Below are 24,445 nucleotides of genomic sequence, written 5' to 3' on the forward strand. Positions count from 1 at the left end.
TATTAATTCATAGTGAACTATTAACTATGCAAGTATAGAAAAACCACAAATAAAATGATAAGGAGAAATAAAATGAAAAATGATGCAAACAAGCAGTATAAAGCAAGAAATGTATTATCTAATTCTATATTGAAATCTACATTAGCTGCATCTTTATTATTATCCGGATTTGCAGGAGCATTGGGTGCGACTGGGTCGATTTCGAACTTCTCGGTTATGCAGATTGCGGAGGCTGCGAGTAATCAACAGCTTTCAAATGTTATAGGGGGGGGGATGAAACACGCCCTAGCAATCACCTCAGATGGCAGCGTCTATGCGTGGGGACTAAATGATAAGGGACAACTGGGCGATGGAACTACTACAAGCAGAACCATGCCCACGAAAATAAACGGAATGTCGAACGCGGTGGCGGTCGAAGCTGGTTCAAATCACTCTCTCGCCATCACCTCAGATGGCAGTGTTTATGCGTGGGGAGATAATAAATATGGACAGCTGGGTATCGGGTCGACTGAAAACAAAAACACTCCTTCTAAAGTAAATGGTTTGTCGAATGTGGTGAAGGTGGTGGCTGGAGAACAACAATCTTTAGCAATTACCTCAGATGGCAGCGTCTATGCGTGGGGAAATAATGGAAATGGACAGCTAGGAGATGGTTCGAGAACGAATCAGTCTACTCCATTGAGATTAAGTAGCTTGTCGAATGTTGCTACAGTGGAGGTTGGAGCTACATTCTCCTTTGCAATCACCTCGGATGGCAGTGTCTATGCGTGGGGATATAATTATCAAGGACAGCTAGGTGATGGAACGACTACACAAAAGCTAACACCAACAAAAATAAACGGTTTGTCGGACGTAGTGGCAGTGGATGGTGGATATGAACACTCCCTAGCTCTCACCTCAGATGGCAGTGTCTATGCGTGGGGAAATAATATTTATGGACAGATAGGTGATGGAACGATTTCGGCTAAAAAGACGCCAGTTAAAATAAGTGGCCTGTCGAATGTGGTATCTATAGAGGCTGGGTTTTATCACTCCCTAGCAATCACCTCGGATGGCAGTCTCTATGCGTGGGGATATAATTCATATGGACAGCTAGGCGATGGGACGACTAAGGACAAGACGAAGCCAACGAAAATAAATAGTCTGTCGAATGTGGTGGAGGTAGAAGGGGGAGGTTTACAATCACTTGCCATTACTTCAGATGGTAGCATCTATTCGTGGGGACAAAATGGAAATGGACAACTGGGGAATGGAACGACAACACAAAAAAACACGCCAACCTTATTGGTTGATATCAAAGCGGGTATCGCTGGTGACCCTGCACTTGAAGAGCAAATAGCCACAGCAACCGCTTCGGTTGCAAAAGCAGAAGGTTCTAAACTACAAGCAGACGTGACTACAGCGAAAGCGTTAGTAAATGCTCTTCCAGATAGCACAGAGAAAACGAACTTAACGACTCGTTTGGATACAGTCCAAAAAGCAATCGATGATGCCATTGCTTTAGTAACACAAATTGCGACTGCAACTACATCTGTAGTCAAGGCCGAAGGATCTAAGCTGCAAGCAGATGTGACTTCTGCATTAATGCTCGTCAATGCGTTGCCAACAGGGACAGAGAAAACAAGCTTAACGAATCGATTAAATATTGTACAGAAAGCAATTGACGATGCTATAGCACTTGCAGAACAGATTGCCACAACTACAACATCGGTTGTAAAAGCAGAGGGTTCTAAACTCCAAGTTGATGTGACAGCCGCTCGCACATTAGTTACGGCACTTCCAAATGGAACCGATAAGACAAATTTAACAAGTCGCTTAGATACAGTGCAAACTGCTATCAACTTAGCTACTCAGATAGCGACAGCTACCACATCCGTAGTAAAAGCCGAAGGTTCAGGACTACAAGTTGATGTAGATACATCTCGTTTACTTGTGAACAATCTTCCAATTGGAACCGAGAAGACGAATTTAACGAATCGCTTAAATGTCGTGCAGAAAGCAATTGATGATGCAAAAGCATTGGTTACTCAAATTGCAACAGCTACAACATCGGTTGTGAAAGCAGAGGGTTCTAAACTCCAAGTTGATGTGACAGCTGCACGCACATTAGTTACGGCACTTCCAAATGGAACCGATAAGACAAACTTAACAAGTCGCTTAGATACAGTGCAAACTGCTATCAACTTAGCTACTCAGATAGCGACAGCTACTACATCTGTAATGAAAGCAGAAGGTTCTACATTACAAGCTGACGTAATAGCAGCAAGAACGCTAGTAAATGCATTACCAACGGGAACAGAGAAAACAAACTTAACTTCCCGCTTAGACACAGTTCAAACTGCTATTAATTTAGCGACACAGATTGCAACAGCAACTACATCTGTTGTGAAAGCCGAAGGTTCTAAGCTACAGGTTGATGTGACAGCCGCATTAACGCTCGTCAATGCATTGCCTACTGGTACGGAGAAAACAAGCTTAACGAATCGCTTGAATGCCGTACAAAAAGCAATTGATGATGCAAAAGCATTGGCTACTCAAATCGCAACAGCAACAACAGCAGTTGTAAAAGCGGAGGGTTCTAAACTCCAAGTCGACGTAACAACGGCACGTACACATGTTAATGAATTGCCATCTGGAGTAGATAAAACAAACTTGACGAACCGCTTAGATATGGTTCAAACTGCTATTAATTTGGCTAATCAGATAGCAACAGTGACAACATTTGTAGTGAAAGCGGAGGAATCTAAGCTACAAGAAGATGTGACTTCTGCATTAACGCTCGTCAATGCGTTGCCAACAGGGACAGAGAAAACAAGCTTAACCAATCGATTAAATATTGCACAGAAAGCAATTGACGATGCTATAGCACTTGTAGAACAGATTGCCACAGTAACAACAGCAGTGGTAAAAGCGGAGGGCTCTAAACTCCAGGTCGACGTGACAGCAGCTCGCACATTGGTTACTGCTTTACCTGCAGGAACTGAAAAGACTAACTTAACTAATCGCTTAGATTTGGTACAAACTGCTATTAATTTAGCTACTCAGATAGCGGCAGCTACTACATCTGTAATGAAAGCCGAAGGTTCTAAGCTACAGGTTGATGTGACAGCCGCATTAACGCTCGTCAATGCATTGCCTACTGGTACGGAGAAAACAAGCTTAACGAATCGCTTGAATATCGTACAAAAAGCAATTGATGATGCAAAAGAACTTGCAGAACAGATTGCCACAGCAACAACAGCAGTTGTAAAAGCGGAGGGCTCTAAGATCCAGGTCGACGTGACAGCAGCTCGCACATTGGTTACTGTTTTACCTGCTGGAACTGAAAAGACTAACTTAACTAATCGTTTAGATTCGGTACAAACAGCAATTAATTTAGCGACTCAAATTGAAACAGCAACAGCTTCTGTTTTCAAATCCGAAGAATCTAAGTTACAAGGGGACGTAACAGTAGCTCGCACGTTAGTTGAAGCACTTCCAACTGGAACGGAGAAAACAAACTTAACGAATCGATTGAATATCGTACAAAAAGCAATTGACGATGCCATAGCACTTGCAGAACAGATTGCCACAACTACAACATCGGTTGTAAAAGCAGAGGGTTCTAAACTCCAAGCTGACGTAACAGCAGCAAGAACGCTAGTAAATACATTACCAACGGGAACAGAGAAAGCAAACTTAACGAATCGATTAAATGTAGTACAAAAAGCAATCGATGAAGCGATAGCACTAGAGAATCAAATAACTACTGCAACAACTTCGGTTGCAAAAGCAGAAGGTTCTAAACTACAAGCAGACGTGACTCCAGCGAAAGCGTTAGTAAATGCTCTTCCAGATAGCACAGAGAAAACGAACTTAACGACTCGTTTGGATGCAGTCCAAAAAGCAATCGATGATGCCATTGCTTTAGTAACACAAATTGCGACTGCAACTACATCTGTAGTCAAAGCAGAAGGTTCTAAGCTGCAAGCAGATGTGACTTCGGCGAAAGCGTTAGTAAATGCACTGCCAAATGGAACAGAGAAAACCAACTTAGAAAATCGCTTAAGTATCCTACAGGATGCAATTGATGCTTCTGCTGTTTCCTATGAAGAGGCGATGGCGGAGCTTGTCGATATGAAGACTTACCTGCTAACGGGGGATGGTACTCGTGAAGATGTGCTTGCTATGAAAGATGCATTGAATGTCATTCATGATGATTCTGCGTCATTGTTAAATGAAGCTCACCGAACAGATGTCGCTCATTATGTGCAGGATGTGTTGGACATCATTGGATTACTCGAAATCATCTGGGACAAGATCGCAAGCGGTGAACTAGCAGGTCTAGATGAATTGGTGTCACAACTACCAGAATCGGAACTAAAAGACAATACACAGCAAGAAGTAGAAGATGCGAAGTCACCAGAAATCGACAATACTCTAGTAGAAGCTGTAGCGTCTGTTGAAAAAGCAGAGCAATCCAAACTTCAAGTAGATGTGGACGCATCTCGTTCTCTTGTGAACCACCTTCCTGATTCGACAGATAAAACGATATTGTTAGAACGTTTAGAGCTTGTGCAAACAATCATTGATGAAGGTCAATTACTAGCAGAACAAATTGCTCAAGCTACTTTGTCCGTGAATAAAGCAGAAACGTCTAAAATGCAAGCAGATATAGAAGCTGCTCGAAGCTTAGTAGAAGCATTGCCATCTATTTCCGAGAAAAATGCACTAAAAGTTAGATTAGACTCTATTGTTGTCACGCCTGGAGCGTCGGAACTAGTAAAAGAAGCACAAGATGCTGTCGACAAGTTGAATGACGAGTCAACAAAAGAGCAAATTGCCATAGCGAAAGAGCTCGTTGTTAAATTACCAAATAGCTCCACTAAAACTGAGCTAAATGACCGAATCATTAGCATTGAGTTGAATCAAAAAGCTAAAAACGCAGTAGCTCAAGCGGAAAAAATGCAGACGAACTACAACATCACTTTAGCAGAAAAAGCCATTAATCAGCTATCAGACGGCCCGCTCAAAACAGAACTGAGTGAACGAATTCAACAACTCAAACTGACTCTAGATGCTGAAAGTAAAGTAAAATCGGCAGAACTGACGAAACGTGAACCGTACATCACGGAGGCTATGGATAGCATAGCCAAGCTAAAAGATTCTCCAAAGAAAACCGAACTTGCCAATCGTATGAAAGTTATTCGAGATGCACTTGCAGCTGAAGTGGAAGTTGCACTTCTAGAAGAAGCAATAGCCCATGTGGTGTTAGCAGAGCAACATAAAAGGGATCCGTATCTAACAAGTGCGAAAGATCTTGTATCGAAGCTAAAAGAAGGAACCGATAAAACAGCTTTGGAAAATCGACTAAAAGCAATCCAAGATGCTGCTCCAGTAAAACCAGAGGCTCCTGTAGTAGATCCAGCTCTTCTGAAAGCAGCAGAGACACAAGTTTCTTACGCAGAACGCTATAAACGTGACCCGTACCTCACGCGTGCACAGGAGGCTGTGGACAAACTTCCTAATAGTGAAGTAAAAACAGCTCTGCAAGAAAGATTGGATATTCTCTCCAATGGAGCGAGTGAACAAATCGAAGCAGCTAAGCTGAAAACAGCGACCGATTCGGTTGATAAGGCAGAAATAGCTAGTGATTTATTCGTTATCGAAGATACTCGTTCACTTGTGAACGAATTAATAGACGGCGATTCCAAACAAGCACTTGTTGAACGCCTTGATGCAATTGAAATGACAGAAGCGATGCGGTTTGCCTATGACTTGAAAGCAGAAATCGACGCCATCACCGATGTAACAATCAAGCAAGCACTTCAAGAAGCTTACACAGCAGTTGGAGTGGCGAAAGAACGCCAAACCTCAACGTATATGACAAAGGCTTCTAAAAGTATCGAAGCCCTAAGCAAATATACGGCGACTCAAAGCGAAGTCATCGAGAAACTTTCTACATTCTTCACAGACATGCAGAAAGAACTCGAAATGCAAAAGCTCATTGTCGCTGCTAATAATGCAGTCGCTCTTGCGGAGAAATACAAACGTGCCCCGTACTTCGCAAAAGCTCAAGTTGCTATCGATGTATTGTCTGAGGGGAAAGCAAAAGCTGACCTTCAAGCACGACACGATGCAGTTATGAATTGAACGAGATACTAATCACTATTTAATAGTTGACTCTCTTGTTATCTGGCAGTCCTTTCATAGGGCTGCTTTTTTGTTCCTTCAAAAGAGTAGTGTTTGATTTCGGTAGTGAACCAAAAAGACCTGCATATCATAGACCAAGCGAATCGTGTCGAATGATTCAGATTAACGTTGACCTCTGTATATAAATTATTTATAATGTATACTACAGGCAACATAAAAGGGAGGTGCTCTCTTGTTTCTATTGAAACAGTGGAAGAGAGAAGAAGAAGGTTATGTGTCTGTCGAGGCGGTTTTTATAGCATCCATTATGATGATTATGGCTTATCTAGTTATAGCTTTCTTTTTGGTTTTAATCTCTTACGGACATGTACAACAAGATGTACGGTCATTAAGTGTAATGGCTGAAAGGCAAGGAGGATTAACGGATAGAGACATTGAGATATTCGAAAATACACTCAAGAATTATTCATTTATTGACCATTCCAATGAAATAGAAATATCTCTTGTAACCGAAAGTGGCTTACCAACAATGGACATCGATCCTATTGGAACTGGTGAGGTATATGTGTCGAGAGATTCAGGGGAGCTAATGGTGATGAGAGTAGAAACTCCTGCTAACAATAAGATGCTTAAACCATTGATAAAAGTTTTAGGTTTAGAAGGTTCTATCGAAAGCTATACATTCAAATCTTCGTTCTATTCAGAACGATACTAACAGAAAAAGGAGAATGACGAATGAAAACGAATAAATTACTTTTCTCGGTACTCGCGGTGACATTCATATTGGCCGCGGCTATGTTTTACTACCAAAACTTTTATAAAGACTCTATGAAAGAAGAGGATATGCGGATAGTCTATGTGGCCAGAACAGATATACCAGAAGGCACAAAACTTGGAAAAGAGAATATTGCGGCCATTCAAATACCAGTTACCGCGATGTTGTCTAGTTATAAACTGGACTATACGAAAAACATTGAAGGAAACATTGCATCTAGTACTATTTTTGAACACGAAGTTATTGTGAAAGAGCGTATTACTGAAAAAGACCGAGACAAAAAGCAATTTATGATCAATGTTCAATCGGTAAGCGATATGCGTGGAATCGATAAAGGAGATACTGTTCGCATTGCTGTCATTCCGACAGAGTATGACAACACCGATTTGTTCATGGTGTTGGATAAGAAGGCAGTCGCTTCAAACTCGATTAAAGTTAACAGTTCAGGGAAAGAAACGGGCGTGATTGATTCAGTGAATTTACTCATGAGCGAAGAGGAAGCTGCGGTTTTCTATAAAGCATCGAAGTCCGGTGAGATTATCGTCATGGAATACAATACCTTGGCAGATGCAGAGAAATCTGGCATGCAGTCATTTAACGAATTTATAACAAATCTACCAGTTGAAGAGACTGGAAAATAAGAGGGAGGTGACGGGTACAGGAGACAACCTCTTGTACCCATTCGTTTATGGAAGGAAAAGTTTACGCAGTAGCATCAGCTGTTCCGGGTGGAGGAGCTAAATATACAGCTCTACATCTAGCGTGTGAATCTAAGAAAGCAAGCAAGAAAGGGTACGGGGACGTTTTGTTAATTGATTTTGACTTTGATTATCCTTATCTAGCAGAAGCTTTTGTCAAAGAAGATGAAGATCATGGATTTGATGGTCTATTTAGCATGATACCCCCACTAGAACCGCTGGCTCGAGAGGTTTTAATGTCCCAAGTTACCGAAACGCAAATCGGGATAGATGTTTTGAGAGGAACAAATCAACCAGGCATAACTGGTCATGTGGATTCAGTTCATATTGAGAAAATCATAGAATGTGCAAAAGAAAATTATGACACCGTTATTTTGGCAATTCGTACGCTTCCTACATGTCCTGCAATGGTTCAAACACTCATTATGTGCGACCGAGCAGTTCTTGTAACTGAAGACAATTTTACCAATGCGAAAACAGTTTCCAGAGCACTTCGTCGAATCTCTCAGTACTATGCATCAGAAGAGCCAATAGGCATCGTTTACAACCGTTATCAAGCAACTACAAAGGGTGGCGTTAGTGAAAGTATTGGTAAATCGGATGTCCCAGTAGAAGCACTTGGATTTATCGTATACGACGAAAAGACAGTCGATCATTTGGATATGTTAGACAACTCGAAGTGGAAAAAGAAATCAAAGAACAAGCAAGTCTGGGCGGATGTTCACGCTAAAATGATTCGGAGGTATCAATGATGAAAATAAAAGGGAATCCTATTTCCATTAAACATAACGGTAAAGTGAGTGGTGTCCATCATGTTACTTGTGAGACACATTATCCACCGGTTACAGTAACGGCGTTTACGAAAGACAAACGAGAACTATTTGAATATTTGCTGAGCGAAGACAACTTCCAATCTTTAGATTCCATTGATGGAGATGTAAGACTGGTGTACAGAGATTCAAAAGAAGAAATTATTAAGACAGAAGAAGTGGATGTAGCTTCAAGATTCGGTCTTGATCCAAGAACGACAGAAGAAAAACGCTCAGAACGACAAGAAAAAACACAAATAGAGCGATTAATTGAGATTATCAAGGAAGAAATGGACAATCCTGCAGGTACTTCTCTAGAAGTAGAGGAACATACCGACCGATTAAATAGATGTACGATTGATTCCGACGCTCGTCATTATGTAGAGTCCAAAATACGCGGAATTCTTTCCAAAGAAAATGGCGTGTCTGAGCATCAAGTCGAATCTTACACTACTTATATCTATTCGCACCTGTATGGAATGGGGATTTTGCAAGAGATTGATGATAATCCAGAAGTTGGAGAAATAATGGTTAATGGGTTTATTTACCCTACCTTTCATACGGATATTTATTACATTAAAAAAGGAGAGAAAATTCGATACAACAAAGAATTCTCTTCTATTGAAGAAATGTCCAATGTGTTCTCTCGCTCCATCGCTTTCTCAAATAAAGAACTTAATAGTGTCGAACATGCACTCGTAGAAGCAACTCGTTCCAATCGAGATCGTGTAAATATCATTATTCCTGATGCTTCCGAGTCATATGTTATGAACATTCGTAAATTTGGAAATTTCGTACCTGACTTAGAAAATATGAAAGCCAGCGGGACAGTAAATGACTTTATTGACCGATTGTTGAAAGTGTTGGTTGTCGGTAAAGCGAACATTGGAATTGGTGGAGAGATGGGTACTGGTAAGACGACCCTAATAAACTATCTTTTAACTAATACTCCTAAATCCGAGCGTAAAGTGGTTGTTGCATCTGTTTCAGAGACAGACATAGACCGTGTTTTGAAAGGGCATGACATTATCAACTTGAACGTGGATGAGGAGAAGGGCTTTACCTTTCAAAAACTAGTCAGAGCTGCGTTACGTACGACAGCTTCTCGAATCATTATCCCCGAATCTCGTGGGGATGAATTCAAACAAGTACATGAAGCCAATCTGAAAACCAAGGGGAATATGTTTACAGCCCATGCATTAGATGATTATGCATTTTTAGACATGTGTGTGGATATGTATATGGGCGACAGTGCGGGCAATCCGATGGTGATCCGAAACAAATTAGCCAATTCGATCAATATTGTTGTCATAATGCGTTTGGTTGGAAAAGAAATTCGTATTAAGTCAATTAGTGAGATGATCCTGGACGACAATCGGGAGTTCACTCGCTTGAATACACTTTTACATTGGGTTCAAGACAAAGAAGACCCTACAAAAGGTCAATACGAACAAACAGATCATCGATTAAGCGAACGATTAAAGGAACGTCTTAATGAGTATATTCCATATTCAGAGATGGAAGGCCTATAGGAGGGGAAAACATGACAAACATAAGTGAACGTTTCTTCCAGATTACTTCCGAACTGGGACCCGAGTTTTTTGGGTTCCTCCTGTTCGTTTCTGTAATGATTGGGCTTTTACTGTATTCAAGAAATGCGAAAGATATGCGAAAAAAACGCGAAATGGCTCGATTCGAAGAAACAAAAGCAAAAGGAAAGAAAAACAAGAAGCGTAGTAAAACGCAGGAATTCACCTATTTCAAATCGCTACGGAAACAGATTAAGTTGCTATATTTCTTTAAACAAAATCCGAAAAAAGAAGAACGTCTCTACCATTTAATTCTGGTGGCAGAAGCAGTGATCTTTTTGTTCTTCTTAATCATTGGAAAAGTGATATTGGCTTTAGCTGTACCGTACATTTTTCATAAGTTTGCCCAGAAATCGATTGAGCTAGCAACAGATTCGATAGATTTGTATGTCGAACAGGAATTGCCAAATGCTATTAGGCACGTCATCAAAGCACTTACAAAGACAGGCGATTTAAAGACGGTTATCTATGAAGCCGGCAAGAGTATCCGCGAACCACTTCGTTCCAGATTTATCGAATTATCGAGGAAGTTGGTGACCGAAAATCCAGATGAAGCAATCATGGACTTCGCAGAAGAAATTGATAATACATGGGTATATGCATTCTCCTTCTTGTTAACTTCTTATCGAGATGCAAGTAAAAAGCGAGATATCGTACAAAATCTTGCAGACATGGCTTCCATGATTGAAAAAGAGGCTCTTGTGAAGTCTCAAGGCATCACCGAGAAAAAAGGTACGGTGGCTTTAAACAATATCTTGATGGGTATGGCAATTATCGCGTTCTTTGCCAATTTGTATTTTACGAGTGGGACTATTGAGTTCTTCTTCGAAACGGTGCAGGGCATGATAATGTTGATCGCAGGAATTACTATGGTCGGATTTACAGTCATTATCAATCTCGTGCTATCCAAGCGAGCAATATAATAGAGGAGGAAAACACTATGTACTATGTTTTATTTGCTGCAGTATGGCTGGTCATTGCTACCATCATCCTGTATGCACACCTTATTCATCGTAAAGAGCTTCACACAATTAGACGGTTTCCTAGTGGATTCTTTAACATAATGTACCAACTATCTTTTCTAGCCCCGTTCAAATGGTTTGTGGAAGATGATCTCGACTTGACGAAAAAAGGAGAACATATGAAAATGTTGCTTCATATGAGTCGATTTAACAAACGCTTTACTGTAAGAAGCTTTATGGCGTTTCATTTTTCCTTACTAATAGGAGCTATTCTTTTGTCTATTGTGGTGATTTACTTGATACCATATACAAGCACCATTTTCTCCGTTGTTTTTAATATTGAAACAAATGCAAATGGACCTGGAGACGTATCTACAGGAAAATCGTTGCTGGTATTCCTCTTGTTTTTAGTGTTAGCAATGTATCCAAAGTTTCATTTGAAGAACAAAGCAAAGAAAGAGTTGGTTGGTTTTAATAAAGAATTACCGATGATTCAAATGTTCGTCATTCTCATGTTGAAATCGAACAAAACGGTACGTGAAGTATTATTCGCTTTGTCGAAACTCAACACCTATCACCGCGAGACCTTTGAACAAGGCTACCGGATATATGCACGCAATCCCATTGAAGGGATGCGTTATTTGAAGGGAGAGTTCACTACCGGTCGATTTTCGGAGTTGTTTGATCTGCTCGAAGATATCGGGGAGTATGCGAAAAATGAGACAGTCACAATTCTTGAAGGAAATATGCGTAGCCTGACAGATGAAACAAATGATGTAAAACGAAAAAATGATATTAAACAAATGGTTTTCTCCCAGTTCTCAATGGGGCCTCCATTTGCGGCATTGCTACTCTTAGGTATTGTGCCAATCATTATTTCTGGTATTAACAGCTTTAGTTCAAGTTCCTTATTTGGATTCTAATAAGAAGGAGGAAAAAGACAATGAGAAAAAAACAACTCATCATTACAAATGAAGAATTTGAGAAAAAGATACTAAAAGCTCTCTGGTTACAAGGAATGTTGTTATTTGCCTCCGTTGGTATGACGATTACTGTCATTGGATTTATGTTCGATTACTACTATCTAGGAGCTTATTTCTTATTCGTCTCTTTTCTTTCTTATCGGGAGATGGGGAGGTTGAGAGACGAACGCAAAGCCTATCAACTCAATCAGTTACAAGAATTGACAGGACTTCATCAAGAAAAAATGTTTTTGGCGGAAGTAGATGAAAAAATCGAACGATATGAAGTGCCAATAGATGCAAATGAACAAGAAATAGAGAATCTGTACGTAACTCCTTACCGAAAATGGCCAGTTCGCTATCAGGAAAAGGGGGAGAATTGATGAAAAAATCACCAGAATTGATTATTGCCGTTTTATTAATAACCGGCACCCTACCAACTGCCTTTTTAGGCATGAGCAATGGTTTACAGACGCCGACCATCATGAGTTCATTTTTTCAAGAAGAAGGCTTGCCTAATTATCTACTCCTACATAACGGTTCTGGAGTTTTTAGTGTCGTTTCTGCTGTAAACGGAGAGAAATTGAGTGAAGAAAAGATTGAACCTCTTGTACGGCAAGAAGTAGTAGGAAAGAAAATGGAAAAAGTAGTAGTGAAAACGGAGACGAACCCTAAAAATGAAGTGAAAGTGGACCCTGCTAAAGCTACTCATAAAGGATACCAAGTCGTAGAGATTTCTATATTTCCAGGAGATAATTCTTGGAGAATACAAGAATCCCTTACGCCGAATAAGGACGTCGCGACGATGTTACGTGAAGTCAAAGCAGTAAATGGCGGTCAGGAGATGCACCCAATTTATCCAGGGAAGACTTACAAATTTCTGAAAGAAGTCTTAACTGTCTCACAAACAAAAGAAGAAGTGCAGGAAGAAGTTGTCGAAGAAATAGTAGAAAAAGAGGTAATCGAAACAAAAACTGCATTCATCGTGTCTAGTTCGGAAGTGGACGGAAGCTTTGCTTTTGCAACAGAAGGTAAGGTCGGGCATATCCAGATGAGCAAGGACGGTGAAATTCAAGAGCAAAGCTTCGCTTATGATACAAATGACGTTTCCGGTGTTAAAAAGACCATGGCGGGATTAATGGTCACTCACACGGATGGAACTAATCATTTGGTCAGCAGAGCTGGAAAAATTACCGCTTTTCCAACAGCTTCAGCCTATGCATTTGCGAATAATGTTACGGCTATAGCGTACGGGGAGCAGCTGGTTATTTCAAAAATCAATGAGGAAAAAAGCATTCTCTTGAGTCGTGAAGTGCAATCCATGGTGATTGAAGGAGATCAATTATTTATTTTAACGGAGGCATCTAAGGAAAAATCATTACTAGTTATTATTGACTTGACTTCTAGTGCCATTATCGACTTTCTGGAAATTGGAAGTGCCGCTTATGAAATGAAAAAGAATGGGGAAAACATTCATATCATATCACCAACGGAAGTGATGCAAGTGGATACTAATCGAAACGCAATGAAAAAACTTCTTCAGATACCAAAAGGGGAAGTGGTAGAACTGGTAGCGGACGGATATTATTTGACGAAAACACCTGGTGAAATCTCTATGTGGTTCCGAGACGGAGTAAGGACTATTCCTATCTTGGGTGAGGTAGAAATAGGAGATGCTCAATAAAATAGGAGTTGTAAACACGCGGATCGTAGCGTGTTTTTTTTATGCACTTCTTTTTCTGTGATTAAAAGTCTTTTGGTGAATATAATGCAAAAACGAATAAGAGGTGTGATAGGTGAAAAAGAAAAGAAGCAAGGACGAGAAATTCGTTATCGGGGCTGTCGCAATTGGCTTTTTGCTATTGATCGTTTTCCTAGTTGTGACGTTTACCAATCAAGATTCCATAGGGAACGATACGGAGAAAAAGTCGGATGTTAGTGTAATTGAACATTCGGAAACCGAACACGATAAAGTCGTGGTAAAAGAAAAAGAAGTAGTGCAAGAAGAAAAGTGGGAAACGGGAACGCATCAAACCGTAGAGGTGAAACGAGAGGTCGCTTCTTTCGACGAAGCAAAATGGAGTGTAACCAGAACAGAACTGTTTAATTTAGTACAAAACTTTCAGTTTCACGATGGCTACGCATTAATCGAAGGGCATGCAGAATCCTTTGAGCTTAGTGAAGAAGGACAAAAGTGGCATTATGCACTGAGTGTGATGAGTGAATTAACTGAAGGGACACATGATCATCCATTGTCTGCAGGTGGGGCGTCCAACATTGCAAAAGGATTGTCTATCCCAGAGTTGACGTTAGCAGCAACAATGGTCGTCGACGAGGAAGCTAAAACGCTTGCTATCTTAAATGCAGATAGTGCCTTACCAATTTTTGAAGAGGAAGAAAAACGTATCGAAATCGGAAAAGTAACTCGTTTGGAAGTGAACGACGATTCGTTCTCTGACAAGCAACTTATATTGAAAGACATTCGAGGAAGCTACGGAGAGGCGGAAGTTTACGAAATTCCATTTGTAATGGACGGCTACAACCACACGGCGATCTTGAAAAATGATGAATATGGAAGTTATCAGGTTTATCACATCATAAAGGATGAATCTGCACCATATGAAACAGTTGGATTTTGGTTTGATGTGCTAGGAAGAATCAATCAATAAGAAAAGGAGAAACTTATGAAAAAAATAGATGTTCCAGCGTTTCAAAAGAGAGTAGGTCCATATTGCCTACATTTAATGGTGGCAGCAGTAGGCATGCAGTTCGTGTTCTTGTTTTGCCAACACTTATTCCGATTTTCATCACTGGTTATGACCGTGCTCTTGTTTGTTGTCACGACAGCAGTATTTTTACTGACGAAAGACGAAGCGGAGGATAAAGAAAAGAATTTCGGTATGTATTTATTCCAAGCAAGTATTGGATTGCTTGCTATGTCCTTTACCACGCATTTTGGCGTAACATTTGCCAATTGGATAGACGAGAAAACTCCAGGTAAAGGAATGGCAATTTTCTCTTTAAATATATTAGTAGATGTATTGATTGTGATGATATCGTTTGCTGTCATGAAAAATGATAAGCGTCAAGAGACATTCCGTATGTTAAGAGATACATCTCTCATCGAGCGACTTGGATTAATCGAGAACAATACCGAGACAGAATTGGGAGATGTTGTTCTTTGCAACAATAAAGAAACGAAGAAGCCAGTCATCTGGAAATTTAAGGATCGATTCCTTCACATGCTCGTACTTGGTCCAACAGGTTCCGGTAAGACCAGTCAAACGATAATTCCGCTAATCAATCAGGACATGCAGAATTTATCAGCCGGAATTACGGTGATTGAGCCAAAAGGTGATTTGGCTGAAAAAGTCTACGCAATGGCTGAACATTATGGTAGGAAAGCAGTATATTTCAATCCTATTTTGCCGAATTGTCCTATCTTCAACCCTTTACATGGAAAAGAAGATGAGGTAATTGAGAGTATTGCAACGACATTCAAAATGCTAAGTCCTGATTCCTCTCAGTTCTTCTTAGATCAAAATGAAAACTTAATTCGTAATGCTCTTAAAGTACTGAAACGCTTAATGGGAAACAAAGCAACACTCATTGAATTGTCTCGCCTTATCCATAACTCAGGAGGTATGGGACGAAAAATGGTAACAGAATTTAGTCGTTTGAATGCAGAAACCGCAGAAATTGCGAAAGAGAACGCAGATATTGCTGCTTGGTTCTTAAACGACTACTTCAATGAAAAATCGAAAACATACGACAACACCTCTGGAGTTCGTTCACAGGTTTCTAAAATCACTTCCAACAAGTACTTAAGAAGAGTCTTAAACCCAGAAAACGGTGAAAACGACCTTGATTTCGAGAAACACTTGGCTGAGGGTGGCGTTATTACTATCTCGACTGCTCAGGGTGCCCTTCGTGACCTTGGTAAATTCCTTGGGTACTTTATTATCTTACAGTTTCAAGCCTCTGTATTCAGAAGACCCGGAAATGAGAACACTCGACGTGCACATTTCCTTTATATAGATGAGTTTCAAACTTACTCGAATCCAGGATTTGCAGACATGTTAACACAAGGACGTTCTTACCGCGTGGCTTCTCATTTAGCGACACAGAATAGAGCCTTAATCGGTATGGGTTCCGGTCGTGACGGAAAAAGCTTTATCGAATTGGTATCGACAAATGCTCGTAATATTGTTCTTTATCCGGGTGGAAATATAGAGGATGCCCGTTACTATTCAATGCAATTTGGCGAGATATTAGAGAAAACGACACAGATTGGTACAACTAGGCAAAAGTTCAATCCACTTAAAGGAATCAAGCCGATGAACTACGATTCGGAATCTATCCGAGAAGTCGAGGAGCTTAAAGCTAGGTTCTCACCAAGTGATCTTATTTATAAGGACTTTGGAGAAATCACCTATGTGTTAATAGAAAACAACTCCGTGAAATCACCAGCGGTGGGAGAAATAGAATTTATTCCAAAAGAGCTGAACAAAAAGCTCGACGCCATGGTGGAAGAGTTCAATGAAACATTCATGTCCAAAGAAGAGGCTCCAAAAGAAGTTGTAATGGAAGACGTATTGAATGTAGAACCAGTAATACTGATGGATGAGAAGGAAATGAATGAATTCAATGGCGATAATACACTCCCAGGAATAGAAGATGGCGTTTTCGAGGAGATCGTGATTGACGAGGAAGATACGATGGAGGACATTTCCAAACAATCTTCTCACCGCAAGTTTGATGACATGCAAGACCAAGACTACCGCCACATGCATCAAAATGATTCGCCGTATTCACACGACGATGACCTTATCTAAGCAAGAAGCCCTCCTTAGCAGAGGGCTTTCGCTTTTGTTCGTCCGTTTTCAGATATGAAAGACATGAGTCTTCCATAGAATACAGAAAAAGAGAAGGAGGAACCAAATCCTTGAAAAATGCAAACAAAGTATTTATGGCAATTGGGTACCGTCCATTAGAAGAATTTCTTGAAAAGACGCACACGCCCGAATTCCAATTCGTAGGAGCTACTGTTCATCGAGAAGGTATACTTCGAGGAATATCACAAAAAAAACCAGATATACTAATCATCCGAGAAAATTTAGATGGTAAAGAGAATATTTTAACAATCGTTCATACGGTTCGAGCACAATTCCCTGAAGTGCGTATTGTATTTCTTGCAGGAGATCGTGCTGCGGGTGATTCGCTTCTAGCTAACTTAGTTAGTTATGGAATCTATGACGTGTTGTACGGTGAAAAGATCAACGCTAAAGATGTGATAGGGGTAATGCGTTATCCGAATGATTATGCTCGGGTTAGACATTTACAACCGAAACCTATTTTTGACGAAGAGCTGAACAAGATTCTCTATGAAGCTCCAGATGCATTACCAGGAGAGACCATTGAGCACACGACGACTGTCTATGTGCAAGCCGATGAACGACCGGAGCCTAAGAGAGTTGAAAAAGAAGCTACAGCTGTATTCCCAGCACATGAAACAAAAAAACAGGAGGAACCGGTAGAAAAATTAATAGAAGAAGTACCGGAAGAAGTGCCAGAAGAAATACCGAAAAAAGAAGAAAATGCTTCTCTTCCGATACGGAAGAAAAAAGAAAAGGAGAAAATAGCAAAAAAATCTCCTGAACCCATACCGGAAGTAAAAGAAGAAACCCCAAAGAAAGAGCATGAAGGGGAAAAGACGAACCCACTCCTCAATAAGATTTGGAGTCTGAGAGGAACACTCGAAGACGATAAAACGATGATATTGGGTAACAAACAAAAAATACTAACCTTCGTAGGGGCTAAAGAAGGTGTTGGTACAACGACCATCGCTTTCAATACAGCAGTGGAATTAGCAAAAAAACATCGTGTCCTGTATGTCGAATGGAACGAGATTTTGGCTTCTACGGGATATTGGTACGAGCTAGGTCACCTAGACAAAGGTATAGACTCAGCACTCATGGCGATTTTAGAAGAAGAATTGCCGGAAGTAATGAATGCCGTGACACGTTTGAAAGAGGAGAAAAAACAACCAAGCGATATGCAAAAAGTGCACAAGAAGTTTCCTGATCAACTGGACTGCCTGTATTTCTCAGGGAGCTTCATGATAAAGGGAAAAACTTCTCGTGAATCTATTGCTCCTATCAATCTAGCCAAAGATTTATATCTCTACTTGTTATTCCAGGGAAGTTACGACTATGTAGTGCTAGATGTCCCATCTGATACGAAGTATGAGCCGACTATTCAAGCTATGACTTACGCTCACAAGGTGTTCTTTGTTACTACGCAAGACGTAGCTGTACTTGGTCAAACGATCAAAGCAATTAGCGGGCTCACAAAAGTGGGTATTGATCTTGGCTTGAAGGGTGTTTTTATACTCAATAAATATGAAAAGTTCGAATTAGATGAAAAGCGTGTGAAAGAGTGGCTAGAGATTAATTCAGTGGTCTCCTTTCCAAACGCGAACAAAGAGTGTCTTGTAGATAACTACAACGGCATGCCATCCATATTGCAATCCAGATCATTTATGCGGGCACCGATTAAGTCGCTGCTGACGCACCTATAAAACTAAGGAGGAAAACAGATGAAAATGAAACGTATGGCCATTTTGTTCATACAAGTTGCACTAATTGGCGGGGCAATATTTTTCTTTATGAATTACACACAAAAGGAAATTGAACCGACGAAGGTGTATGTGTATACAGCCGACATGGAAGCTAATCAAGAAATCAAGGAAGCAGACATCACACAAATCGAAATACCAGCAAAAGGGGTTCAGGATAACTTTGTTACAGATAAAAAAGACCTCAAAGGTATGTTTATCGGCTCTCCTGTATTTAAAGGACAGTATGTATATAAAGATAACGTGATCAAAGAAGGAGAACAAGATCCATTTGACTCAATGGACCTTGAACGATATAGAAAAATGAGTATTCCTGTAAGTCTTGAATCAGGTATTGGTGGAAACTTGGAGCGTGGAGACAAGATAGACCTAATCTATCAAGATGGCGGCAAGGCTAAGGTAGAGGGTGACTTAGCGATGGAAGAGTCTGATTTTATCTATTCTAAAGCATTCCTTCAAGATGTAATTGTCTACAATGTTGTTACAAAAGAAGGAATTCCATATGTTGACCGTTCTGAATCGGGATACACATCAGAAGATGAAGATGGAGTAGGTGGAGAGCTTGCTGTATTAACAGTAGCTGTGACACTAGATCAAGCGGAAGAAATCTCAGCACGTCAAGCAAAAGGCAGTATTTCCATGGTTGCTAGATTCTCTGAAGCAGAAACATATGAAACTTTAGGATTTGTCCTAGGCGATTATGAGAAACAATTCGTAGCACCGGTTGAAGTTGAAACTAATCGTCCGCAAGGCGAATAAGAAAGGGAGGTGCGGGCATGTCTTTTTAGAAAGGCGTGCCCGATTTCATGGAAAAACGAGTAATTACAGCAAGTGGTCAACAAGAAATAGATGCTTCCGTACACAAGTTTGATGGCTTTAAAGTCGTCGGCGGAGCGGATTATAAAAGTGAAGTGAAAGAACAAATCCAGAAGCATGAACCAGACATAGTACTTCTAGGGGAAGGATTGTCGGGGCAAGAATCGACTACGCAATTAATTCTAGACCTATCAAAAGAGTTTCCTCAACTACGAATCATTTATTTGTCTGGATTTGTTGAAAAAAAAGATGAATCTCGTATTCAATCCCTTGGGATATTAGTGATGAGCGGGATATACGACATCGTACATGACGATAAACTTTCATTTAATAGTTTGTACAACTTGTTTAAAGAACCTAGAACCCTAGAACAGATGCAGTACTTGGTCAAACAGGTAAAAACAAAACCTGCGAAATTAGTAGAGTTTGTTATTCCTGAAGAGATAGAGGACGAGGACGAAAACACTTACAAGAACGTATTTGTTATTAGTTCCATTAAACCAGGGACAGGAAAAAGCTTCCTTTCCTCTAACATAGCTACGGCTATTGCGAGTAGCGGGATAGAAGTTAATGGCCGCAAACCACGCGTTGCCATTATTGAAGCCGATTTGCAGAATTTATCTATTGGAACACTGCTTCAAATAGAAGATGAAAAAAAACATCTAAAATCAGCAATCGATAAAATCTCTACGATCGTTAATGAAAATGGAACGTTGACTGGGGATTTAGAAGATGTCGAGAAAGTAGACGAATACATTCGTAGCTGTTTTCATCCATACCCGAAAGTGAAAAATCTAGAAGCTTTGGTCGGCAGTCAGCTGTCATTCGGTCAGTTGGAGAAGGTTAAACCTTATCACTATGCTTACCTAATTGAATCGGTGGCAAAGAAATTTGACATCGTAATCGTGGACACCAATTCTAGTTTGTCGCATGTAACGACGTACCCGCTGCTCCAAATGGCGAAGTCTTGTTATTACATCTTAAATCTAGATTTCAATAACATTCGAAACAATAATCGTTATAAAGAGGTGCTTCGAGAAATCGGTGTGCTGGACAAAGTCCGTTATGTTCTGAACGAAGACTATGTTCCAGAAGATAACACAGAGGTTGAGGATTTAATCTTCACGGCGGAACATATTGATGACTCTGACTTTAAACTAGAGTCACGTATACCGCAATTGCCAAAACCAGTCTTCTTAAATCGATTATACGAGGGAACGCCCGTAGTGCTTGATGAAGATGACGCAACACTCAAAACTCGCTATGAAATTTTGAAAGTGGCGAATCAAATTTGGCCTATTAAAGATTTTGACAAGATAGAGACAGAAGCACTTCAGTATAAAAAGAAGAAAAAGAGAGGCCTTTTCTACAAAGGATAATAAAGGCTCCTTCGGGGGCTTTTTTCATTCAAACGAAAAACAAGGGGGAAGCATAGATGGAACAAAATCTAAATAATATTCGCAAGTCACTAGCAGGAATGAGAAGCGGCAAGAATACTGGAAAGAGAGTCCTAGACGAAGAAGAAGCAATAGAAATCGTCCGCACACATTTAGGAGAACGATTGAAAGAATTGTCGGAGCAAGGAATTGGAAATGAAAAAAAAGAAAAAGATAAACCTTTCTTCCGAAAACAATTTGACCGTTATAAAAATTTGGTTTCGGATATCGTATTTAAAGAAGATCTCCGCATACGAGGTTATGAACAGAATGAGATCCATAGATTTATCCATAAGTGTACGCATGAAATCAAAGGGTACTCTGTATTAGCAGAGGCTTTTGAAGATCCTGGAGTTTCAGATATTTATTGCATAAAATGGGACACTATTTTCGTTGAGAGAAACGGAGAGAATGCCCGTTATGAACATATCTTCAAGAATGAAAAACATTACAACGAAACGCTCTTTCGCTTTCTACAAGAAGCAGGGAAGGAAATCAATAACGGAGATAAGAAGATTGTCGATTTTGAATTGTATGGAGACCGTGGATGTGCGACTAGTCCTCGAGTTTCACCAAGTGGTTATTCGTTAACATTGCGTAAGCATTCCGAAGACCACATTAAACGAGATGACCTTATTAATTACAAAGTAGTCTCAGAAGAAATCGCTGACTTGCTTGGGTTAGTGGTTGTTGGAGAATCTAACCTCATTTATGCAGGTATAACGGGTTCTGGTAAAACGACAACGATCCGTGCCATCCTCGATTATTACGTAACAAGAGCAAATAAACGTATGCTCCTATGTGAAGATACTCAAGAGCTTTTCCCAGAAAATGAGCATACGCTTCAGCTGGTATCAGTGAAGAGTTCGGACCCTGAACAAGCAGTACCGCTAGATCAATTAATCATTACAGCTCTTCGTCTGAAACCAAAATATATTGTGGTTGGAGAGGTTCGGGGATTAGAGGCCCAGGCAGCTGTAGAAGGCATGGAAACCGGGCACTCAACCATCTTTACGATGCACGGTGGGAATCCTTGGAATATCGTGAATCGACTTGTGACGAAATATCTGATGGCCATGCCTGCCCTAGGTATCGATGTAGTAGAGCGTATAATCGGAAGCTCACTGGATTATATTTGCATCCAAGATAACATTCCAGGAGTCGGACGCAAAATGACTATGATGCATGAAGTTAGCTACAATTTCTCAACACGACGCATGGAACTGAAAATGATTTGTCATTATGATTTCGCATTGAAAGATTTCGTAATGGATAACAAAATCTCCATGGAAAAAGCAAACACCATGATGAGACGAGGCGTGCAATGGGAAGATGTCGAGAAATGGGTAGAAAAAGTAGCTGCTGCATGATTCGACGGATTTCCGTCATGAATGAAGGGCGATATGACTATCATACACAAACAAAGGAAAAGAAAGGATGAAAGAGTATGCACTGGATATTAATTGGCGTTGCCTTACTGGTCGCCCTTCTTAGCATGACGGTTCTGTCTAGTAAAGAGGACAAGCTAAACAAACGAAAGAAACAAGCCGTAAGCGGATTGCGTGAAAATGTAATCAAACGAAAAATAGACGGGATTATTGAGGATAAAATCAAGTACTCGAGACGCTATAACACCGAAACACTTTGCTTACAAGCAGGTTTTCCTATTTCTTATTCGGAATTATTTATTATTTCCGTAGTGATGGGAATTGTTTTGGGACTGATTATGTATCTTGGGACAAATAACCCGTTGTTAGGCTTTTTATTCTTGGTCATAGGGTTTTTAATGCCGAAGCAAGTTTTGGCCATGATTAGAAATGTACGTGTAACGAAAATGGAGAAACAAGTGGGTTCGTTTATTCACATGATTTTGAAACGATATGAAACAACCCAAGATTTTGGTAAAGCTATTCATTTATCAACAGAAGAATTTAAAGGGGAAGAGCCGGTGTATAGCGAGCTTAAACGTTTGTCTTATGCCGTTACCCTTGGTCGTCCGATTCACGAAGCACTCCGAGACATGGCTAGAAGCATGGGGAATAGATACGTAGAACGCCTTGCGGATTACTATGAGATGGCAGGAGATGCAGGGAATACAGCTAGTCGATTAAAGTTACTCGGTCAAGCATATGAACAATATGAAGAAAACCGTAAAGGAAAAGCTTTGTTGAAACGTGAAATTGCAAATGTGAAGAGAGAGAACTACATCATGCTTGCGTTCATTCCGATTTTTGCCATCTATCAAGTATTTACTAATGATGATTACATCCGTTTCATGACAGAAACAACGATGGGTCAAATAGGAACAGCATCTATCGCAGGAGTGTTCGTTATTCTTCTGTGGTTCATCAATAATAAAATCGGGGCACCACTCGATTAAGGAGGATAAGAAATGGAAATGAAGTGGCTTGTATTACTATTCATGGTGGTATTTTTGTGGATGTTTGCTCGAAATATTCTCGTTCTTGTATTTTCATTAGAGAACTATAAGATCCATAAAAAACGACTGAAACAATTAAATTTCCAACGAAAAGACGATGCCGATATAAGTGAGATTATTGGCAAGGTAACAAATCCTTTTGAGCAATTCTTCTCGCAAAGATATTCGGTAGATCGTCTGGAAGTAACTTGGAGAAAAATCAAATTGGCAAAGTGGGATAAAGTATTCAAATCACCACTTTCCTTTATAGTTTTTCTTTGGTTACTCCGTGTAGTAGGGGTGTTCTTTGCCGTAATACTCTGGTCTGCTTCCCCGTTTTTCGCCAGTATGTGGGGAGGGGCTCTAATCTTATTGCCGGCTTATTTGTTCTACAACTCCACATCGAACCGAGTCCAACGTTTGATTTCCGAGTTTCCAGAGTTCATTCGTATTATGGAAGGGTATCTAACAGCAGGTCTTACGTTCTCGACCTCAGTGCAAGAGAGTATTCGCTATGTAGGGGACGAATGGAAGCCAATTCTTCAAAAATTAGCGGTAGATATTGAACTAATGGGGGTAGACGATGCGTTAGAAGCCTTCAAGTTCGAAGTAGACCTGTTTGAGGTTCGCGAGTTTGTATCTCTCTTAAAATTAACACTGGAACAAGGTGGAGATCCAAGAGAAGGATTCGAATCACAAGCGGAACGTATTAAAGAGTTAAGCCAACTCAATATCGAAATGAAAATCCAAAAACGAACAACGATGGGCATTATGATTCAAGCTCCAATGTTGATATGTCTAATTATGGTAATCGGTTTACCAACAATTGATGCCATGATGAACATGAACTTGTAAGGGTTCGACGAATTTCTATAATCCTCCCTAAAATACTCGGAATGAATAAGGAAGCATCCGAATATGATAGAGCAAACGAAAAGGAGGAGAAGTGGACAATGACGAACCTAATCAATCGTGCGAAGTACGCTGTGTCTGGTGAAGACGGAGCATCGAACCTAGAGATTATCGTATGGTTCTCTGTGGTTCTTGTAATCGCGACAATTTTATTCTTGTTCCGTGACGCAATCACAGGATTCATCGAGAAAGCAACTAGTCGTGTTGCCAACTGGACTGATGGTGGTACAGGAAGCGACAAGTAAGAAACGAGAGGCCCTTCGGGGTCTTTTTTTATGTGTGAATTTTTATAAAAAAA

Annotated in this window: 18 protein-coding genes; all 18 read left to right on the forward strand. The window is 40.3% G+C overall.

Annotated features, from left to right (window positions below):
* The first annotated feature begins 72 nt into the window (after window positions 1-72).
* The 18 genes from MHI40_RS21500 (at window position 73) to MHI40_RS21585 (ending at window position 24,392) form a co-directional block, all read left to right on the forward strand.
* Entirely contained in the window at window positions 73-6,132 is a 6,060-nt protein-coding gene (locus MHI40_RS21500) for an RCC1 domain-containing protein (RefSeq protein WP_340765388.1), read from the forward strand.
* A gap of 232 nt (window positions 6,133-6,364) precedes the next feature.
* A complete protein-coding gene (locus MHI40_RS21505; RefSeq protein WP_340765390.1) occupies window positions 6,365-6,847 on the forward strand; it encodes a hypothetical protein in 483 nt (160 codons plus the stop codon).
* Window positions 6,848-6,867: 20 nt separating this feature from the next.
* Complete coding sequence (locus tag MHI40_RS21510; protein WP_340765392.1) at window positions 6,868-7,548, forward strand: SAF domain-containing protein; 681 nt, start codon at window positions 6,868-6,870, stop codon at window positions 7,546-7,548.
* 47 nt (window positions 7,549-7,595) lie between these two features.
* Entirely contained in the window at window positions 7,596-8,357 is a 762-nt protein-coding gene (locus tag MHI40_RS21515; protein ID WP_340765394.1) for a hypothetical protein, read from the forward strand.
* Window positions 8,354-9,946, forward strand: a complete 1,593-nt coding sequence (locus MHI40_RS21520) for an ATPase, T2SS/T4P/T4SS family (protein ID WP_340765396.1) — start codon at window positions 8,354-8,356, stop codon at window positions 9,944-9,946. The genes MHI40_RS21515 and MHI40_RS21520 overlap by 4 nt, the downstream gene beginning before the upstream one ends.
* An 11-nt stretch (window positions 9,947-9,957) precedes the next feature.
* Entirely contained in the window at window positions 9,958-10,926 is a 969-nt protein-coding gene (locus MHI40_RS21525) for a type II secretion system F family protein (protein ID WP_340765398.1), read from the forward strand.
* Window positions 10,927-10,943: 17 nt separating this feature from the next.
* Window positions 10,944-11,888, forward strand: coding sequence for a hypothetical protein (locus MHI40_RS21530; protein ID WP_340765400.1), 945 nt, complete (start codon window positions 10,944-10,946; stop codon window positions 11,886-11,888).
* A gap of 20 nt (window positions 11,889-11,908) precedes the next feature.
* Entirely contained in the window at window positions 11,909-12,310 is a 402-nt protein-coding gene (locus MHI40_RS21535) for a hypothetical protein (RefSeq protein ID WP_340765402.1), read from the forward strand.
* Entirely contained in the window at window positions 12,310-13,611 is a 1,302-nt protein-coding gene (locus MHI40_RS21540; protein WP_340765404.1) for a hypothetical protein, read from the forward strand. Before MHI40_RS21535 ends, MHI40_RS21540 begins: the two co-directional genes overlap by 1 nt.
* Before the next feature lie 112 nt (window positions 13,612-13,723).
* Window positions 13,724-14,596: a hypothetical protein gene (locus MHI40_RS21545; RefSeq protein WP_340765406.1), complete on the forward strand. Its 873-nt coding sequence runs from the start codon at window positions 13,724-13,726 to the stop codon at window positions 14,594-14,596.
* 15 nt (window positions 14,597-14,611) lie between these two features.
* Entirely contained in the window at window positions 14,612-16,762 is a 2,151-nt protein-coding gene (locus MHI40_RS21550; RefSeq protein WP_340765408.1) for a type IV secretory system conjugative DNA transfer family protein, read from the forward strand.
* Window positions 16,763-16,872: 110 nt separating this feature from the next.
* Window positions 16,873-18,507 carry a hypothetical protein gene (locus tag MHI40_RS21555; protein WP_340765409.1) on the forward strand — a complete coding sequence of 545 codons (1,635 nt, stop codon included), beginning with the start codon at window positions 16,873-16,875 and terminating at the stop codon, window positions 18,505-18,507.
* Window positions 18,508-18,525: 18 nt separating this feature from the next.
* Window positions 18,526-19,323: a Flp pilus assembly protein CpaB gene (cpaB, locus tag MHI40_RS21560; protein WP_340765411.1), complete on the forward strand. Its 798-nt coding sequence runs from the start codon at window positions 18,526-18,528 to the stop codon at window positions 19,321-19,323.
* 47 nt (window positions 19,324-19,370) lie between these two features.
* Complete coding sequence (locus tag MHI40_RS21565; protein WP_340765414.1) at window positions 19,371-20,759, forward strand: ATPase; 1,389 nt, start codon at window positions 19,371-19,373, stop codon at window positions 20,757-20,759.
* 56 nt (window positions 20,760-20,815) lie between these two features.
* A complete protein-coding gene (locus MHI40_RS21570; RefSeq protein ID WP_340765416.1) occupies window positions 20,816-22,186 on the forward strand; it encodes an ATPase, T2SS/T4P/T4SS family in 1,371 nt (456 codons plus the stop codon).
* A 77-nt stretch (window positions 22,187-22,263) separates the two neighbouring features.
* A complete protein-coding gene (locus tag MHI40_RS21575) occupies window positions 22,264-23,196 on the forward strand; it encodes a type II secretion system F family protein (RefSeq protein ID WP_340765419.1) in 933 nt (310 codons plus the stop codon).
* Between the two features lie 12 nt (window positions 23,197-23,208).
* A complete protein-coding gene (locus tag MHI40_RS21580) occupies window positions 23,209-24,090 on the forward strand; it encodes a type II secretion system F family protein (protein ID WP_340765421.1) in 882 nt (293 codons plus the stop codon).
* A gap of 98 nt (window positions 24,091-24,188) precedes the next feature.
* The gene (locus MHI40_RS21585) at window positions 24,189-24,392 is read left to right on the forward strand and encodes a hypothetical protein (RefSeq protein WP_340765423.1); all 204 of its coding nucleotides are present in this window, start codon (window positions 24,189-24,191) and stop codon (window positions 24,390-24,392) included.
* Window positions 24,393-24,445 lie beyond the last annotated feature (53 nt).

This window comes from Psychrobacillus sp. FSL H8-0510, from assembly GCF_038008345.1.
GTDB lineage: Bacteria > Bacillota > Bacilli > Bacillales_A > Planococcaceae > Psychrobacillus > Psychrobacillus psychrotolerans.

Excerpts from the sequence above, each read along its gene's own strand:
- MHI40_RS21500 (WP_340765388.1), top strand. The coding sequence starts at position 73 with ATGAAAAATGATGCAAACAAGCAGTATAAAGCAAGAAATGTATTATCT.
- MHI40_RS21510 (WP_340765392.1), top strand. The coding sequence starts at position 6,868 with ATGAAAACGAATAAATTACTTTTCTCGGTACTCGCGGTGACATTCATA.
- MHI40_RS21515 (WP_340765394.1), top strand. The coding sequence starts at position 7,596 with ATGGAAGGAAAAGTTTACGCAGTAGCATCAGCTGTTCCGGGTGGAGGA.
- MHI40_RS21520 (WP_340765396.1), top strand. The coding sequence starts at position 8,354 with ATGATGAAAATAAAAGGGAATCCTATTTCCATTAAACATAACGGTAAA.
- MHI40_RS21525 (WP_340765398.1), top strand. The coding sequence starts at position 9,958 with ATGACAAACATAAGTGAACGTTTCTTCCAGATTACTTCCGAACTGGGA.
- MHI40_RS21530 (WP_340765400.1), top strand. The coding sequence starts at position 10,944 with ATGTACTATGTTTTATTTGCTGCAGTATGGCTGGTCATTGCTACCATC.
- MHI40_RS21535 (WP_340765402.1), top strand. The coding sequence starts at position 11,909 with ATGAGAAAAAAACAACTCATCATTACAAATGAAGAATTTGAGAAAAAG.
- MHI40_RS21540 (WP_340765404.1), top strand. The coding sequence starts at position 12,310 with ATGAAAAAATCACCAGAATTGATTATTGCCGTTTTATTAATAACCGGC.
- MHI40_RS21550 (WP_340765408.1), top strand. The coding sequence starts at position 14,612 with ATGAAAAAAATAGATGTTCCAGCGTTTCAAAAGAGAGTAGGTCCATAT.
- cpaB (WP_340765411.1), top strand. The coding sequence starts at position 18,526 with ATGAAAATGAAACGTATGGCCATTTTGTTCATACAAGTTGCACTAATT.
- MHI40_RS21565 (WP_340765414.1), top strand. The coding sequence starts at position 19,371 with ATGGAAAAACGAGTAATTACAGCAAGTGGTCAACAAGAAATAGATGCT.
- MHI40_RS21570 (WP_340765416.1), top strand. The coding sequence starts at position 20,816 with ATGGAACAAAATCTAAATAATATTCGCAAGTCACTAGCAGGAATGAGA.
- MHI40_RS21575 (WP_340765419.1), top strand. The coding sequence starts at position 22,264 with ATGCACTGGATATTAATTGGCGTTGCCTTACTGGTCGCCCTTCTTAGC.
- MHI40_RS21580 (WP_340765421.1), top strand. The coding sequence starts at position 23,209 with ATGGAAATGAAGTGGCTTGTATTACTATTCATGGTGGTATTTTTGTGG.
- MHI40_RS21585 (WP_340765423.1), top strand. The coding sequence starts at position 24,189 with ATGACGAACCTAATCAATCGTGCGAAGTACGCTGTGTCTGGTGAAGAC.